This is a genomic window from Bradyrhizobium sp. UFLA05-112, from assembly GCF_053572325.1.
This window is the reverse complement of sequence record NZ_JBANBK010000017.1, coordinates 52011-66872: the sequence shown is the minus strand read 5'-3', so window position 1 is coordinate 66872 and position 14862 is coordinate 52011. Positions and strand designations below refer to the sequence as shown.

Annotated in this window: 11 protein-coding genes; 7 read left to right on the top strand and 4 right to left on the bottom strand. The window is 64.7% G+C overall.

The features are described 5' to 3' along the window. Positions 1 to 43: 43 nt before the first annotated feature. Positions 44 to 2185, top strand: a complete 2142-nt coding sequence (locus SO180_RS12770; protein WP_449379172.1) for a methyl-accepting chemotaxis protein — start codon at positions 44 to 46, stop codon at positions 2183 to 2185. A gap of 199 nt (positions 2186 to 2384) precedes the next feature. After that, a complete protein-coding gene (locus SO180_RS12765) occupies positions 2385 to 3446 on the top strand; it encodes an MBL fold metallo-hydrolase (RefSeq protein WP_449379171.1) in 1062 nt (353 codons plus the stop codon). 9 nt (positions 3447 to 3455) lie between these two features. On the opposite strand, the gene aroQ is transcribed toward SO180_RS12765, so the two are convergent. Further along, positions 3456 to 3887: a type II 3-dehydroquinate dehydratase gene (aroQ, locus tag SO180_RS12760; RefSeq protein WP_449379170.1), complete on the bottom strand. Its 432-nt coding sequence runs from the start codon at positions 3885 to 3887 to the stop codon at positions 3456 to 3458. 325 nt (positions 3888 to 4212) lie between these two features. Here aroQ and hemA point away from each other — a divergent pair, with 325 nt between their 5' ends. After that, complete coding sequence (hemA, locus tag SO180_RS12755) at positions 4213 to 5442, top strand: 5-aminolevulinate synthase (protein WP_449379169.1); 1230 nt, start codon at positions 4213 to 4215, stop codon at positions 5440 to 5442. A 279-nt stretch (positions 5443 to 5721) separates the two neighbouring features. Further along, positions 5722 to 9231, top strand: coding sequence for a PAS domain-containing hybrid sensor histidine kinase/response regulator (locus SO180_RS12750; protein WP_449379168.1), 3510 nt, complete (start codon positions 5722 to 5724; stop codon positions 9229 to 9231). 110 nt (positions 9232 to 9341) lie between these two features. Here the strand turns inward: SO180_RS12750 and SO180_RS12745 are convergent, their stop codons facing one another. Then, positions 9342 to 10013: a response regulator transcription factor gene (locus tag SO180_RS12745; protein ID WP_027521419.1), complete on the bottom strand. Its 672-nt coding sequence runs from the start codon at positions 10011 to 10013 to the stop codon at positions 9342 to 9344. Positions 10014 to 10354: 341 nt separating this feature from the next. Here SO180_RS12745 and SO180_RS12740 point away from each other — a divergent pair, with 341 nt between their 5' ends. Continuing rightward, positions 10355 to 11980, top strand: a complete 1626-nt coding sequence (locus tag SO180_RS12740; RefSeq protein ID WP_449379167.1) for an MFS transporter — start codon at positions 10355 to 10357, stop codon at positions 11978 to 11980. 94 nt (positions 11981 to 12074) lie between these two features. Here the strand turns inward: SO180_RS12740 and SO180_RS12735 are convergent, their stop codons facing one another. After that, a complete protein-coding gene (locus SO180_RS12735) occupies positions 12075 to 12539 on the bottom strand; it encodes a secondary thiamine-phosphate synthase enzyme YjbQ (protein ID WP_449379166.1) in 465 nt (154 codons plus the stop codon). A 167-nt stretch (positions 12540 to 12706) separates the two neighbouring features. Next, complete coding sequence (locus SO180_RS12730) at positions 12707 to 13228, bottom strand: hypothetical protein (RefSeq protein ID WP_449379165.1); 522 nt, start codon at positions 13226 to 13228, stop codon at positions 12707 to 12709. 354 nt (positions 13229 to 13582) lie between these two features. On the opposite strand from SO180_RS12730, the gene SO180_RS12725 reads away from it, so the two are divergent. Both SO180_RS12725 and SO180_RS12720 read left to right on the top strand, forming a co-directional pair. Continuing rightward, positions 13583 to 13957 (top strand): AtpZ/AtpI family protein, encoded by a 375-nt coding sequence (locus SO180_RS12725; RefSeq protein ID WP_449379164.1) that lies wholly within the window; start codon positions 13583 to 13585, stop codon positions 13955 to 13957. A 108-nt stretch (positions 13958 to 14065) separates the two neighbouring features. Next, positions 14066 to 14815 carry a F0F1 ATP synthase subunit A gene (locus tag SO180_RS12720; protein WP_449379163.1) on the top strand — a complete coding sequence of 250 codons (750 nt, stop codon included), beginning with the start codon at positions 14066 to 14068 and terminating at the stop codon, positions 14813 to 14815. Positions 14816 to 14862: the final 47 nt, after the last annotated feature.

Here is a 14862-nt window from a genome sequence, read left to right as displayed (position 1 = left end):
TGCCGCCCGCAAAATATAAAGTAATGCGCGTGGGGGAATTCTGATGGCGATCCGTGTGAGCCTGGGCAGCCTCGGGCCTCGTATCTCGTTGCAGAAGTGGGGTGTGCGCGGCAGCCTGTTCGCCGCCTTCGCGGTCATTGCCGGCATGGGCCTCGTGATCTCGGCGGGCGCCGGCTACGTGCTGCAAAATCTCGGCGAACGCATGGTCGACCTGAGCGGGCGGGACATTCCGCGTCTCGCCGCAAGCCTGCAATTGTCCGCCCAGAGCGCGAGCCTCGCGGCACAGGGACCGGCACTGCTCGCCGCACCGAGCGAGGATGCTCTGAACGAGCGCACCAGGAAGCTCAAGGAATTGCAGCAGCAGGTCCAGCAGAAGCTCGGCGAGATCATCGAGCTCGGCGCCGACAAGACGGTCGTCACGGGCCTCAACGACACCATCAAGAACCTCAATGAGGCAGCGCAAAGCCTGACCTCGGCCGCCCGCGAGCGGCTCGACGTCGCGGCACTTCACGACAAGCAATACGATGCGCTGCGCAAGGCACAGGGCGATTTCGTCGGCGCGGCGAGCCCTGCGATGCTCAATGCCCAGACCCAGGTCAACGCGATTCTCGGCTCGGCGAACCTGTCGGCCGAAGACGCCAGCGAAGCGGCGCAGACCGTCGGCCAGCTCGGCAATGTCGTTGCGGCCGGCAATCTTGCGGCGGCCGACATGAGCGCAGCGCTCTCGGCCAACACCGCCGACAAGCTCGACGACATCCAGAAGGATTTCAAGACGGCCCAGGGGCGCCTGCGCTCGAACCTCGACCTGCTGCCGGACAATCAGGGCAGCAAGATGCTGCGCGAGACGGCCGAAAAGCTGCTTGCGCTCGGCACCGGGAAGACCGGCGTGTTCAACCTGCGCGAGAAGGAGCTCGACGCCACCGACTACGGCCAGACCGTGCTCGACGAAACCCGCAAGCTCAATGTCGGCCTCGGCATCAGCGTGCAGCAATTGGTCGAAGGTGTGCAAAAGGAGACCAACGACTCGACCTTCCAGGCGCGCAGGCAGATTTCGTTCGCCACCATGGTCATGCTGGCGCTGGGCGCGCTGACCCTGGTCGGCTCGGTGCTGTTCGTGTGGCTCTATGTCGGACGCAACATCCTGCGGCGCATCGGCGGGCTGCAGCGCGCGATGCAGCTGCTCTCGGCCGGCGATCTCGACGCAGAGATCGTCCGCACCAGACATAGTGACGAGATCGGCGCCATGACCGACACGCTTCAGGTGTTCCGCCAGAGCATGATCGAGGCCCGTGCACTCGCCGGCGAGCAGGACAAGGACCGCGTCGCCAAGGCGGAGCGCGCCGCGCGCATGGAGGCGCAGATCGGATCGTTCGAAGGCACCGTGCGCACAGCCCTCGACAGCCTCGCCCAATCGGCCAATTCGATGCAGGCGACCGCGCAGAGCATGTCGTCGACGGCCGACCAGTCGAACGCGCTGGTCAACGCCGTGGCGTCGGCCGCCGAGGAGACCTCGGTCAACGTGCAGACGGTGTCGGCCGGCACCGAGCAATTGTCGTCCTCGATTGCCGAGATCAGCCGCCAGGTCGTCACCTCGGCCGAGATCGCCAAGAAGGCGGTCCACGAAGCCGGCGCGACCGACGCGACCGTGCAAGGCCTTGCAGACAGCGCAAGCCGCATCAGCGTGGTCGTCGATCTGATCCAGACCATCGCCTCGCAGACCAATCTGCTCGCGCTCAACGCCACGATCGAAGCGGCGCGCGCGGGCGAGGCCGGCCGCGGCTTCGCGGTGGTCGCCTCCGAAGTAAAGAGCCTCGCGAGCCAGACCGCGAAAGCCACGGACGAGATCCGCACCCAGATCGCCAGCATGCAACAGGTCACGACCTCTGCGGTCGGCGCGATCAGGGGCATCGGCCAGATCATCGGCGAGATCAACGACGTGACCACGTCGATCGCCGCCGCCGTCGAGGAACAGGGGGCAGCGACACGCGAGATCGCCCGCAACATCCAGCACGCCGCGGGAGGCACCAGCGAGGTGTCCAGCAACATCGTCGGCGTCTCCACGGCCTCGGCCGAAGCCGGCGCTGCGGCGACCGAGGTGCTGAGCGCCTCCGATGCGCTGCGCCGCGAGGCCGACGTGCTGCGCGGAGAGGTCGACGCGTTCCTCAGCAATATCCGCGCGGCCTAAGACTTCTCTTCCGTCATTCCGGGGCGCCTCGAAGAGGCGAACCCGGAATCTCGCGCCACAACCTCCGCATTCCGGGTTCGCGGCTTTGCCGCGCCCCGGAATGACATCGTGTCCGCCCGCCGGAATGACGGCCATGCGAAGGCCACCCCACGTGGTTTTTCGGCTGGCGTCCGGCCCGATGTGCGGGTACCGATAGTCCATGCATTCGAAGAGCGACAGCGTACAGTCCTCGGCCGAGGCCCTGCGCTACCCCTGGGAACAGCATCCCGGCCCCGAAGAGGTCGTGGAGGTGCGCCCCGGTGTGTTGTGGGTGCGGCTCAAACTGCCGTTCCGCCTCAACCATGTGAACATCTACCTGCTCGCCGACGGCGACGGCTATGCGATGATCGACTCCGGCTTCGGCAATGAGGAGACGATCGAGGCCTGGACAAAACTGTTCGACGGGCCGCTCAGAAGCGTCCATATCACGCGCTTGATCGTCACCCATTCGCACCCCGACCATGTTGGCCTGGCGGGCTGGATCGTCGAGCGGTTCAACTGTCCTCTCGAGATGTCGCAGGTTGAATATCTGCAATCGGTCTATCACCAGAACCGTGGCACCGAGGAGCGGCGCAACGCGCAGCGGCTGTTCTTCCGTCGCCATGGCATGGACGAGACGCTGACCGACAAGCTGCTCGGCCGCGGCCAGGAATATCTGAAACGCGTGTCGGTGCTGCCGGCCTCCTACCGCCGCATCTCGCATGGCGACGAGGTCGTGATCGGCCCGCGCCGCTTCAAGGTGATCACTGGCGGCGGTCATGCGCTCGACCAGGTGATGCTGTATTGCGCGGATGACAAGCTGTTCCTCTCCGCCGACCAGGTGCTGAGCAAGATCTCGCCGAACGTCAGCGTCTGGGCGGTCGAGCCCGACCAGAACTCGCTCGGCGAATATCTGGCCTCGCTCGCGAGCCTCACCACCACGCTGCCCTATGACGTGCTGGTGCTGCCCGGCCACGGCGTGCCGTTCTACGGCTTGAAGACCCGCATCAAGCAGCTCGCCGACCATCACGAGGAGCGCTGCCGCATGATCGCGGAAGCGTGCCGCGAGGTGCCGCAGACCTCGTCCCAGCTCGTGCCGGTCGTGTTCCACAAGCACGTGCTCGATGCCCACCAGATGGGCTTTGCCGCGGGCGAATTGATCGCCCACGTCAACTACATGCTGGTCGAGGGACGGCTGACCGCGGAAGAGAGGGACGGCGTGCTCCAGTTCAGGACGACCTGAGCGCGCGCCTCACTTCATCTGCGCGATCGCGTGCATCGCCGCGATGTAGCCGTAGGGCCCGAGCCCGCAGATCACGCCGGTCGCCACGAACGAAATCTTCGAGTGCCGGTGATATTCGTCGCGGGCGTGGATGTTGGAGATATGCACCTCCAGCACCGGGCCCTCGAACGCCTTGATCGCGTCCATGATCGCGACGGACGTGAAGGAGAAGCCAGCCGGATTGATGATGACGGCATTGGCATCCTGCCGCGCCGACTGGATCAGGTCCACCAGAACGCCCTCGTGATTGGACTGGTGGAAGGCGACCGAGAGATCGAGCCTTACAGCGGCCTCCTCGCAGCTAGCCTTGATCTGGGCAAGTGTCGTCGTTCCGTAGATGTGCGGCTCGCGCACGCCGAGGAGATTGAGGTTCGGGCCGTTCAGGATCATCACTCGTTTCATGGCGCTTCCCTTTGCAAGAGCTCTCCGCGAGGCCGGCGGCACCGCAGCCCCTTCTGGAGAAGGGCCACGAGCCCGGCTTAACCGGTTCCGCGATCATGACCGGCGAAGCGCCATGGACAAAATGTCCATGCCGCCGCGAAGGCGACCGCGCAGTCCAAGGAGCTGGCGTGCGGCGGCACTAGCCGGTTGATCCACATCAATTATTGCTGACGGCCGGCCGCTATGAATGGTCCTGCCCGCCGCATTGCCAAATGTGAGCTGGCGCATAGACATTAGAGCTTGAAAAGCTCTAAGAAGATTAGCCAGTTCCGCTGCAGGTCTGCCGATGGATTACAACGCGTACTTCAATTCCGCCCTCGATCGCCTCCACGCCGAGCGGCGCTATCGCGTGTTCGCCGATCTCGAGCGTATGGCCGGCAGGTTCCCGCACGCGGTGTGGCATTCGCCCAAGGGCAAGCGCGACGTCGTGATCTGGTGCTCCAACGACTACCTCGGCATGGGCCAGCACCCGAAGGTGGTCGGCGCCATGGTCGAGACCGCGACCCGGGTCGGCACCGGCGCGGGCGGCACCCGCAACATCGCCGGCACCCATCATCCGCTGGTGCAGCTCGAAGCCGAGCTTGCCGATCTCCATGGCAAGGAGGCCGCTCTCCTCTTCACATCCGGCTACGTCTCGAACCAGACCGGCATCGCGACGATCGCCAAGCTCATCCCGAACTGCCTGATCCTGTCGGACGAGCTCAACCACAATTCGATGATCGAGGGCATCCGCCAATCCGGCTGCGAGCGCATCGTATTCCGCCACAACGACCTCGCCGATCTCGAAGCGCTCTTGAAGGCCGCCGGCCCGAACCGGCCAAAACTGATCGCCTGCGAGAGCCTCTATTCGATGGACGGCGACGTCGCCCCGCTCGCAAAGATCTGCGACCTGGCCGAGAAATACGGCGCGATGACCTATGTGGACGAGGTTCATGCCGTCGGCATGTACGGCCCGCGCGGCGGCGGCATCGCCGAGCGTGACGGCGTCATGCATCGCATCGACATCCTGGAAGGTACGCTGGCGAAAGCCTTCGGCTGCCTTGGCGGCTATATCGCGGCCAACGGCCAGATCATCGACGCCGTGCGCTCCTATGCGCCGGGCTTCATCTTCACCACCGCGCTGCCGCCAGCGATCTGCTCGGCCGCAACCGCCGCGATCAAGCACCTGAAGACCTCGAGCTGGGAGCGCGAGCGCCATCAGGACCGCGCCGCGCGCGTCAAGGCGATCCTGGATGCCGCCGGCCTGCCGGTGATGTCGAGTGACACCCACATCGTGCCGCTGTTCGTCGGCGATCCCGAGAAGTGCAAGCAGGCCTCCGACCTGCTCTTGGAAGAGCACGGCATCTACATCCAGCCGATCAACTATCCCACCGTCGCCAAGGGCACCGAGCGGCTGCGCATCACGCCCTCGCCCTATCACGACGACGGCCTGATCGATCAGCTCGCCGAAGCCCTCCTCCAGGTCTGGGACCGCCTCGGCCTGCCGCTGCGCCAGAAGTCGCTGGCGGCGGAGTAAGTCGCGCTGGCCCAGCGCGATGAATCCACCCACACCCTTCCCGGGCTACCCCCTCCCCAGCAAAGGGGGAGGGACAGGGAGTGGGGTGCCAAACGGGGACTCTCTCGGTAGGCCTGAGGCCGCCCTGCGATCATGACGACGCAGCTTAACGACGATGATGGTTCCTGCGGCAACTGGAAAAATGGCTGTCGCTTGCGGCGAGCTTAAGCGCTAGATTTTCTTCGGAAAATGAGATCAGACGCGGCTTTCGCCGCGACGCAAGGGAGAGGTTCCCCAGCAATGCTGCACGACTGGGGCGTGATCGCAGCCGCTTTCGGCTATATCGGCTTTTTATTCCTGGTAGCGAGCCACGGCGACCGCCGCTCCCAGGCTAAAGCCGGCCGTGCCTCCGGCCTGATCTACCCGCTCTCGCTGGCGATCTACTGCACCTCCTGGACCTTCTTCGGCTCGGTCGGCTTCGCCACCCGCACCTCGACCGACTTCCTCGCGATCTATGTCGGCCCGGTCCTGATGATCGGGATCGGCACCGGCATCCTGCGCCGCGTGATCCAGCTCGCCAAGGCACAGAACATCACCTCGATCGCCGACTTCATCGGCGCACGCTACGGCAAGAGCCAGGCGGTGGCGGCAACGGTCGCTCTGATCGCGATCATCGGCTCGGTGCCCTATATCGCCCTGCAACTGAAGGCCGTCGCCTCCTCGCTCGAAACCATCTTGAGCGAGGACCAGGCCTTCTCCCACATCCCGATCCTCGGCGACATGGCGCTGATGGTGACGCTGGCGATGGCGGCCTTCGCGGTCCTGTTCGGCACGCGGCAGACCGACGCCACCGAGCACCAGCACGGCCTGATGCTCGCGGTCGCCACCGAATCCATCGTCAAGCTGGTGGCGTTCCTCGCCGCCGGCGCCTTCGTCACCTTCTGGATGTTCTCACCGCACGAATTGATCGAGCGCGCGATGAAGACGCCGGAGGCGGTGCGCGCCATCAACTATTCGCCCTCGATCGGCAACTTCCTGACCATGACGCTGCTATCGTTCTGCGCAGTCATGCTGCTGCCGCGCCAGTTCCACGTCAGCGTGGTGGAGAACTCGTCCGATGCCGAGGTCGGCCGCGCCCGCTGGCTGTTCCCGCTCTATCTCGTCGCCATCAACGTCTTCGTGATCCCGATCGCGCTCGCCGGTCTCGTGACCTTCCCGTTCGGCGCGATCGATCCCGACATGTACGTTCTGGCGCTGCCGATGGAGGGCGGCAACGACCTGCTCAGCGTCGCCATCTTCGTCGGCGGATTGTCGGCGGCGACCGCGATGGTGATCGTGGAATGCGTCGCGCTCTCCATCATGGTCTCCAACGACCTCGTGGTGCCGCTGGTGCTGAAGCGGCGGCCCGAGGGCCGCGCCGGCGCGACGGATTTCATCGACTTCCTGCTGCGCTCGCGGCGCCTCGCGATCTTCGCCATCATGGTGATGGCCTATTTCTATTATCGCGCACTCGGCAACACCCAGCTCGCGGCGATTGGTCTTCTGTCCTTTGCCGCCATCGCCCAGCTTGCGCCGAGCTTCTTCGGCGGCCTGTTGTGGCGGCGTGCCACCGCGCGCGGCGCCATCGGCGGCATGCTGGTCGGCTTCGCCATGTGGCTCTACACGCTGTTCCTGCCGAGCTTCCTCGACTCCTCGACCTCGGGCATCCTGCTGCTTCAGCATGGTCCGTTCGGCCTCGAGGCGTTGCGGCCGCAGGCGCTGTTCGGCGCCGACCTTCCGCCGCTGCTGCATGGCGTCGCCTGGTCGCTGTCGCTCAACGTCCTCACCTACGTGCTGCTCTCGCTGGCGCGCCAGCCGAGCTCGATCGAGCTCGTGCAGGGTGACCTGTTCGTTCCCAACACGCTCGCGCCGATCGCGCCGAATTTCCGCCGCTGGCGCACCACCGTCACCGTGCAGGACATCCAGAGCACGGTGGCGCAATATCTCGGGCCCGAGCGCGCGCGGCAATCCTTCGAGGCGTTTGCGTCACGGCGCAATGTGCGGCTCGAAGCGGGCGCACCGGCCGATTTCGAACTGTTGCAGCACGCCGAGCACATGATCGCCTCCTCGATCGGGGCGGCCTCCTCGCGCCTCGTGATGTCGCTCCTGCTGCGCAAGCGGACCGTGTCGGCAAAAGCCGCGCTCAAACTGCTCGACGATTCCCATGCGGCACTGCATTTCAACCGCGAGATCCTCCAGACCGCGCTCAATCATGTGCGCCAGGGCATCGCGGTGTTCGACGAGGACTTGCAGCTGATCTGCTCGAACCGGCAGTTCGGCGAATTGCTGAGCGTGCCGCCGCATTTCATCCAGTTCGGTACGCCGCTGCGCGAAATCCTGGAATTCATGGGCGCCGGCAACCCGGCGGAAGTCGACGATCACGAGGCGATGCTGGCGCGGCGGCTCGTCGCCTATACGACCGACAGCGCGCCGTATCTGGAGCGCCTGCCCGACCGCCATATGGTCATCGAAGTCCTGACCAATCGCATGCCCGGTGGCGGCTTCGTCATCACCTTCACCGACGTCACCCCGTCCTTCGAGGCGGCCGAGGCGCTCGAGCGCGCCAACGCCACGCTGGAAAAGCGGGTGCGCGACCGCACCGAGGAGCTGACGCGACTGAACTCGGAGCTGGCGCGGGCGAAGAGCACCGCCGAAGACGCCAACATTTCCAAGACGCGCTTCCTCGCCGCGGCGAGCCACGACATCCTCCAGCCGCTGAACGCCGCGCGGCTCTACGCGACGAGCCTGGTGGAGCGTCAGCATGGCGGCGAAGAGACGCGGCTGGTCGAGAACATCGACGAATCGCTGCAGGCGATCGAGGAGATCCTGGGCGCGCTGCTCGATATCTCGCGGCTGGATGCGGGCGCCATGACGACCTCGATCTCGAGCTTCAAGATCGGCGACCTCATGCGGTCGCTGGAGATCGAGTTCGCGCCGATCGCGCGCGCCAAGGGCTTGCGGCTGACCTTCATGCCCTGCTCGCTGGCGGTCAAATCGGACCGGCTGCTGCTGCGTCGCCTGCTGCAGAACCTGATCTCCAACGCGATCAAATACACGCCGCGCGGGCGTGTGCTGGTCGGCTGCCGCCGCCAGGGGCCATCGCTGAAAGTCTGCGTCTACGACACCGGCGTCGGCATCCCTGCCGTGAAGCGCAGCGAGATCTTCAAGGAATTCCACCGCCTCGAGCAGGGCGCGCGGATCGCGCGCGGCCTGGGACTGGGCCTGTCGATCGTCGAGCGCCTGGCGCGCGTGCTCAAGCACGGCATCGCCATCGATGCCAATGCGAGCGGCGGCTCGATGTTCTCGGTAACGGTGCCGACCGCCAAGGCGGCAACCCATACTGCGGCCGTGACCAGCGCCACGCCGCTCGCACGCACGCCGATTGCCGGCGCGCTGATCGTATGCATCGAGAACGACGCAGCAATCCTCGACGGCATGCGCACGCTGCTGAAAGCCTGGAATGCCGAGGTCATCGCGGTCGCTGATCCCGAGGGTGCGATCAGTGCGATCGAGGCGGCCGGCCGCAACGTGACAGGCCTGCTCGTCGACTATCATCTCGACCGCGGCAACGGCATCGCCGCCATCCGCGACATCCGCCGCCGCTTCGGCGACAACATACCGGCGATCCTGATCACCGCCGACCGCAGCCCGGCCGTGCAGGTCGCCGCGCGCGAGGAGCAGATCGCGGTGCTGAACAAGCCGGTGAAGCCGGCTTCGCTGCGGGCTCTGCTCGGGCAATGGCGCACGCAGCAGATGGTGGCTGCGGAGTGAGACGTCGTCATTCCGGGGCGCGAAGCGAACCCGGAATCTCGAGATTCTCAGGTGCGCAATTGCGCACCATAGTTCGATGCTTCGCATCGCCCCGGAATGACAGCCAAGGATCACTCCGTCGGCGTGCCCTGCTTCCACTGGCCGCCGGCGATCTTGGCGGCGGCGATCACGGCCTGGGTACGGCTCTCCACGCCGAGCTTTTGCAGGATCGCGGAGACGTGGGCCTTGATGGTCGCCTCGGAGACGCCGAGCTCATAGGCGATCTGCTTGTTGAGGAGACCTTCCGATAGCATCATCAGCACCCGCACCTGCTGCGGCGTCAGCGTCACCAGGCGGTCGCGCAGGCGCATCATATCGGGATCGGCGGCGGAGTTGAGGTCGGTATCCGGGGGCACCCAGACATCGCCGTCCATCACCTTCAGGATGGCGTCACGCAGGGTCTCGACGCCGAACCGCTTGGGAATGAAACCGGAGGCGCCGAAGTCGAGGGAGCGGCGGATCGTGGCGCTGTCGTCGGACGCCGAGACGATGACCACCGGGATCGCCGGATATTGCGCACGCAGATAGATCAGGCCCGAAAAGCCGGAGATACCGGGCATCGACAGGTCAAGCAGGACCAGATCGACATCGGAATCCTGTTCCAGGAGCTTGGTCAGGTCCTCGAACGATCCGGCCTCGTCGACCCGCGCCGAGGTCAGAACGCCAGCCACTGCCTGGCGCAGCGCATCGCGGAACAGGGGATGGTCATCGGCGATGACGAGGCGGGTTGCGGGAGCGTTCATCGATCTCTTGCTGTCGTTGTGGTCGGGCCAACAAGCCAGGGCGCCGGCGGGCCAATTCTTCCCCGAGCGGCCGTGGCATGCAAGCCCACATTATCCCTTTGCCGCAAAGGGGTTAATCCCGATATTCTACTTGGCGCGGCGTTGCATGCCAGCAGCCGTCAGCCACGCGTCAGTGCGAAAGGCCGAAAGTCGTATTGGGGCCGGTTTCACGACGATGTTACCTTTGGGGCAAGCCCAGAAGCTGTCCGGCCGCGTCCGGACATCTGGGAGCGAGGAAACGATTTTCGGGGAGCCAATTCAACATGACGACAATGACTGTGTCCCGTGCTGGCGCAGGAGGCATGACAAAGGACGAACGGTTCGTCATTCTCGCCTCTTCGCTCGGCACCGTCTTCGAGTGGTACGATTTCTATCTGTACGGCTCGCTCGCCGGCATCATCGGCCTGCAATTCTTCTCGGATTATCCGCCAGCAACCCGTGACATCTTCGCGCTGCTGGCCTTCGCGGCAGGCTTCCTGGTGCGCCCGTTTGGAGCCATCGTGTTCGGCCGCGTCGGCGACATCGTCGGCCGCAAATACACCTTCCTCGTCACCATCCTGATCATGGGTCTGTCGACCTTCATCGTCGGCCTGCTGCCGAACGCGGCGACGATCGGGTTCGCAGCTCCGGTGATCCTGATCGCGCTGCGCCTTGCTCAGGGTCTCGCGCTCGGCGGCGAGTATGGCGGTGCGGCAACCTACGTCGCCGAGCACGCGCCGAACGGCAAACGCGGCTACTACACCTCCTTCATCCAGACCACCGCGACGCTCGGCCTGTTCCTGTCGCTGCTTGTGATCCTGTTCACCCGCACCGCGACCGGCGAAGCCGAGTTCGCCAAGTGGGGCTGGCGCATTCCGTTCCTGGTGTCGGTGCTCTTGCTCGGCGTCTCGGTCTGGATCCGGCTCCGCCTCAATGAATCGCCGATCTTCCAGAAGATGAAGGAAGAAGGAAAGAGCTCGAAGGCGCCGCTGACGGAGGCCTTCGCCAACTGGCAGAACGGCAAGCTCGTGCTGCTCGCCCTGCTCGGCGGCACAATGGGCCAGGGCGTGGTCTGGTACACCGGCCAGTTCTACGCGCTGTTCTTCCTGCAAACGATCCTGAAGGTCGACGGTTACACCGCGAACCTGCTGATCGCCTGGTCGCTCTTGCTGGGCACCGGCTTCTTCGTCGTGTTCGGCGCGCTGTCCGACAAGATAGGCCGCAAGCCGATCATCCTCGGCGGCTGCCTGATCGCGGCGCTGACCTTTTTCCCGATCTTCAAGATGATCACCACCAACGCCAACCCGGCGCTGGAAAAGGCGATCGAAGCGGGCAAGGTCGAGGTGTGGGCAGATCCCGCGGGCTGCGGCGACTTGTTCAATCCGGTCGGCACCCGCGTCTTCACAGCGCCTTGCGACACCGCGCGCGCCTTCCTGTCGCAGTCGTCGGTCAAATACGTGACGATGCCCGGCGCGGCCGGCTCCGGCGTCAAGGTCGTCGTGAACGGCAAGGAAGTGCCCTACGCCAACGCCAAGGACAGCAACCCGGCGGTTCTCGCGGCGGTGCAGGCGGCTGGCTATCCCAAGGCGGGTGACCCCGGCATCGTGAAGATGGCGCATCCGTTCGACATCTTCCGTCCGCAGGTGGCGGCGATCATCGGCTTGCTGTTCATCCTGGTGATCTTCGTCACCATGGTGTACGGGCCGATCGCGGCGATGCTGGTCGAACTGTTCCCGACCAAGATCCGCTACACCTCGATGTCGCTGCCCTACCACATCGGCAATGGCTGGTTCGGCGGCCTGTTGCCGGCGACCGCGTTCGCGATCGTGGCCTCGACCGGCGACATCTATGCCGGCCTCTGGTATCCGATCGTGTTCGCAGTGATCACCGCCGTGGTCGGCTTCCTGTTCCTGCCGGAGACCAAGGACGTCGACATCAAGGCGACCTGATCGCGCAAGCTGCCGGCGGCCTGCCGCCGGCGCAAACCAACAGCAAACCGGCCGCGAAATCCGCGGCCGGTTTTGTTTTGTCGGCGCACGTTGTTCAGTTCGCCTGGCCGATGAATTGCAACACGACCTCGCGCCGGTGCGGCGTCTTGCGGTGCTCGATCAGATAGATCGCCTGCCAGGTGCCGAGTGCCAGTTCGCCCTTCAGGACCGGCACTTGGAGCGATGTCTCCGTCAGCATGGTCTTGATATGCGCTGGCATGTCGTCTGGCCCTTCGAGGTCATGCACCCACCCGGAATTCTCGGGCGCCAGTCGCGATAGCGCCGTGGTGAGATCGACGAGCACGGAGGGGTCGGCATTTTCCTGGATCGTCAGCGACGCCGAGGTATGACGGATGAACAGCGTCAATGCGCCGTCGCGCGCGCGAACGTCGCGCACGAATTTCTCGGCTTCCGTGGTCAGATCGACGAAACCGCGGCCTGAGGTCTGCACCGTCAGCAACGATGTGCTGATCGTCGTGGCCTGCACCGTCGATGGCGCGGAGCGCGTGGTTGATGTCATGAAAGGTCTCGCTTTATCCTACGCAGCCGTAGGGTGGGCAAAGGCGCGTCAGCGCCGTGCCCACCACTTCTGTTGCGATCCATGAAAGATGGTGGGCACGGCGCAAGCGCGCCTTTGCCCACCCTACGAAGAACGCAGCTGTGCGCAGTCCGTTGCGTAACTGCGCGTTAAATCTTCCCCGAGACGTCCTTCTGCACGCGGTTGGCCATCTCGATCAACCGCCGCCAGGCGCGCTCCAGGAACGACACCACGCGATCGACGTCCTGATCGCTGGGCAGTGGGACCTCGATCTTGCGATTGTTCTCCGCGGCTTTCGGCTCGGCCTTCTTCAACGAGTCGGATTTCGGCAGCGCATCGTCGATCTTGCCGGAGACGGTCGGCCCGGCGGCCAGCTGCGCCTTCAGCTTCTCGAGCTCGGCCTGCAGGCGGCCGATCTCGGCGTCGAGCGCGGAGCGCTCGTCGGGCACGGCGTAGCAGGCCCAGCCCGCCCCGTTGTTCGAGCAGGTGGACACGGTCCCGGTGCGCGTATCGAGCCGCAACACGCCGTCCGGGGTCGGCGCCATGGTGTAGCGGCCGTTCTCGCTGTCGGGTGCCGCCTGCGCGAAAACGAGACCGCCACCCGCCGCGACAGCCACGGCGATGACAGCCGCCGAAAACCACGATGCTCTGGATGACGTCGCTGACCTCATGGCGCTGCTCCGTCGGAAAATGATGTGATCATGTGACCTGCCTGCAATCCTACACCCCGCGCGCGAAAAACGCGCTGGCGGGATGACTGATTTCGCACCTCGTTCGATATCCGCAGAGCAGCCAGATCCGGGCAAGGCCCGCTGATTGCGGCGCGAGCTGCTGCGGTGCGGCGTCACGCTGTGTGCAGCGCTGGGGAAGACGGCGATATTTCAAGTAATATCAATTAGATAGTCGAAAACGACGCAATCGTGACTTGGCTTGACTTGATTCTGTGCGGTCAGTATGGTCCGCGCGGCTTTCGAGGGTGGCGGGCGTAATTTCCATTCAACCGCGGCGTTTCGGGTCTTCGTTGCATGAGTACGAGCACGGGGCACGGCGAGAATGGAAATGGCGATAAATCGCCTGAGGAGGCTGCGCTTTCCGCAAGGCTCGGAAGTCTTAATCAGCGGTTGTCCGAATTTCGCGACCGCAGGATCAAGACCGAGCAACCCGCAGGTGAAGGTGGAGACGAAGCGGCCAGAGCCTCGGCGATGGCGCTCGGTTTCCGGCTATCCTCCGAGTTGATCGCCGGGGTCATTGTCGGAGCGGGGATTGGCTGGGGGTTCGACCGCTTGCTGTCGACGTCGCCTTTCGGATTTATCGTGTTCCTGCTGCTCGGCTTCGTGGCTGGCGTGGTGAACGTGGTGAGATCGGCGGGCGCGGGTCAAAACAGGCGCAGTGGTTCGTAGCCCCTCTGGCCAGAGGAATTGATCGTGCCGGCCTCGCCGGCACGGGCCGGCCCGGCCGGCTGACCGAGACCAGCCGGCTTGCCCGGCAGACCGAGAGATGCCGCGCGGATGACAATCGACCCGATCCATCAGTTCAATATCGAGCCTCTCTTCACGATCGGCCATATCGGCAGCCACACGATCGCCTTCACCAATTCGTCGCTCTACATGCTGGTGGCGGTGGCGGTGATCTCGCTCCTGATGCTCGCCAGCGGCACGCAGCTCGTTCCCGGCCGCCTGCAGTCGGTCGCCGAAATCTCCTACGAATTCGTCGCGACCATGATCCGCAGCAACGCCGGCGCGGAAGGCATGAAGTTCTTCCCGCTGATCTTCTCGCTGTTCATGTTCATCGCCGTCTCGAACCTGATCGGCATCATCCCCTACACCTTCACGGTCTCGAGCCAGCTGATCATTACCGCGACGCTCGCGCTTCTGGTCTTCTTCACCGTCCTGATCTACGGCGTCTACAAGAACGGCTTGAAATTCTTCAGTATTTTCGTGCCGCACGGCGTTCCCGGCTACATCCTGCCGCTGGTGATGTTCATCGAGATCCTATCGTTCCTACTGCGGCCGGTCTCGCACAGCGTGCGTCTGTTCGCCAACATGCTGGCCGGCCACATCGCGCTGAAGGTATTCGCGGGCTTCGTCGCTATGCTCGGCGTTTCGCTCGGCGCTGTCGGCTGGATCGGCGGCGTGATGCCGCTCGCCCTTACCGTCGCGCTCACCGCGCTCGAACTTCTGGTCGCGTTCCTCCAGGCCTATGTGTTCGCGATTCTGACCTGCATCTACCTCAACGACGCCCTTCATCCCGGACACTGAGCGGTCCGGGGAATATCCACCCACAACCCAATCTTTCTTCCAAGGAG

Bases quoted from the DNA above. Each gene is read 5' to 3' on its own strand.
- SO180_RS12770 (WP_449379172.1), top strand. From the start codon at position 44: ATGGCGATCCGTGTGAGCCTGGGCAGCCTCGGGCCTCGTATCTCGTTG.
- SO180_RS12765 (WP_449379171.1), top strand. From the start codon at position 2,385: ATGCATTCGAAGAGCGACAGCGTACAGTCCTCGGCCGAGGCCCTGCGC.
- aroQ (WP_449379170.1), bottom strand. From the start codon at position 3,887: ATGAAACGAGTGATGATCCTGAACGGCCCGAACCTCAATCTCCTCGGC.
- hemA (WP_449379169.1), top strand. From the start codon at position 4,213: ATGGATTACAACGCGTACTTCAATTCCGCCCTCGATCGCCTCCACGCC.
- SO180_RS12750 (WP_449379168.1), top strand. From the start codon at position 5,722: ATGCTGCACGACTGGGGCGTGATCGCAGCCGCTTTCGGCTATATCGGC.
- SO180_RS12745 (WP_027521419.1), bottom strand. From the start codon at position 10,013: ATGAACGCTCCCGCAACCCGCCTCGTCATCGCCGATGACCATCCCCTG.
- SO180_RS12740 (WP_449379167.1), top strand. From the start codon at position 10,355: ATGACAAAGGACGAACGGTTCGTCATTCTCGCCTCTTCGCTCGGCACC.
- SO180_RS12735 (WP_449379166.1), bottom strand. From the start codon at position 12,539: ATGACATCAACCACGCGCTCCGCGCCATCGACGGTGCAGGCCACGACG.
- SO180_RS12730 (WP_449379165.1), bottom strand. From the start codon at position 13,228: ATGAGGTCAGCGACGTCATCCAGAGCATCGTGGTTTTCGGCGGCTGTC.
- SO180_RS12725 (WP_449379164.1), top strand. From the start codon at position 13,583: ATGAGTACGAGCACGGGGCACGGCGAGAATGGAAATGGCGATAAATCG.
- SO180_RS12720 (WP_449379163.1), top strand. From the start codon at position 14,066: ATGACAATCGACCCGATCCATCAGTTCAATATCGAGCCTCTCTTCACG.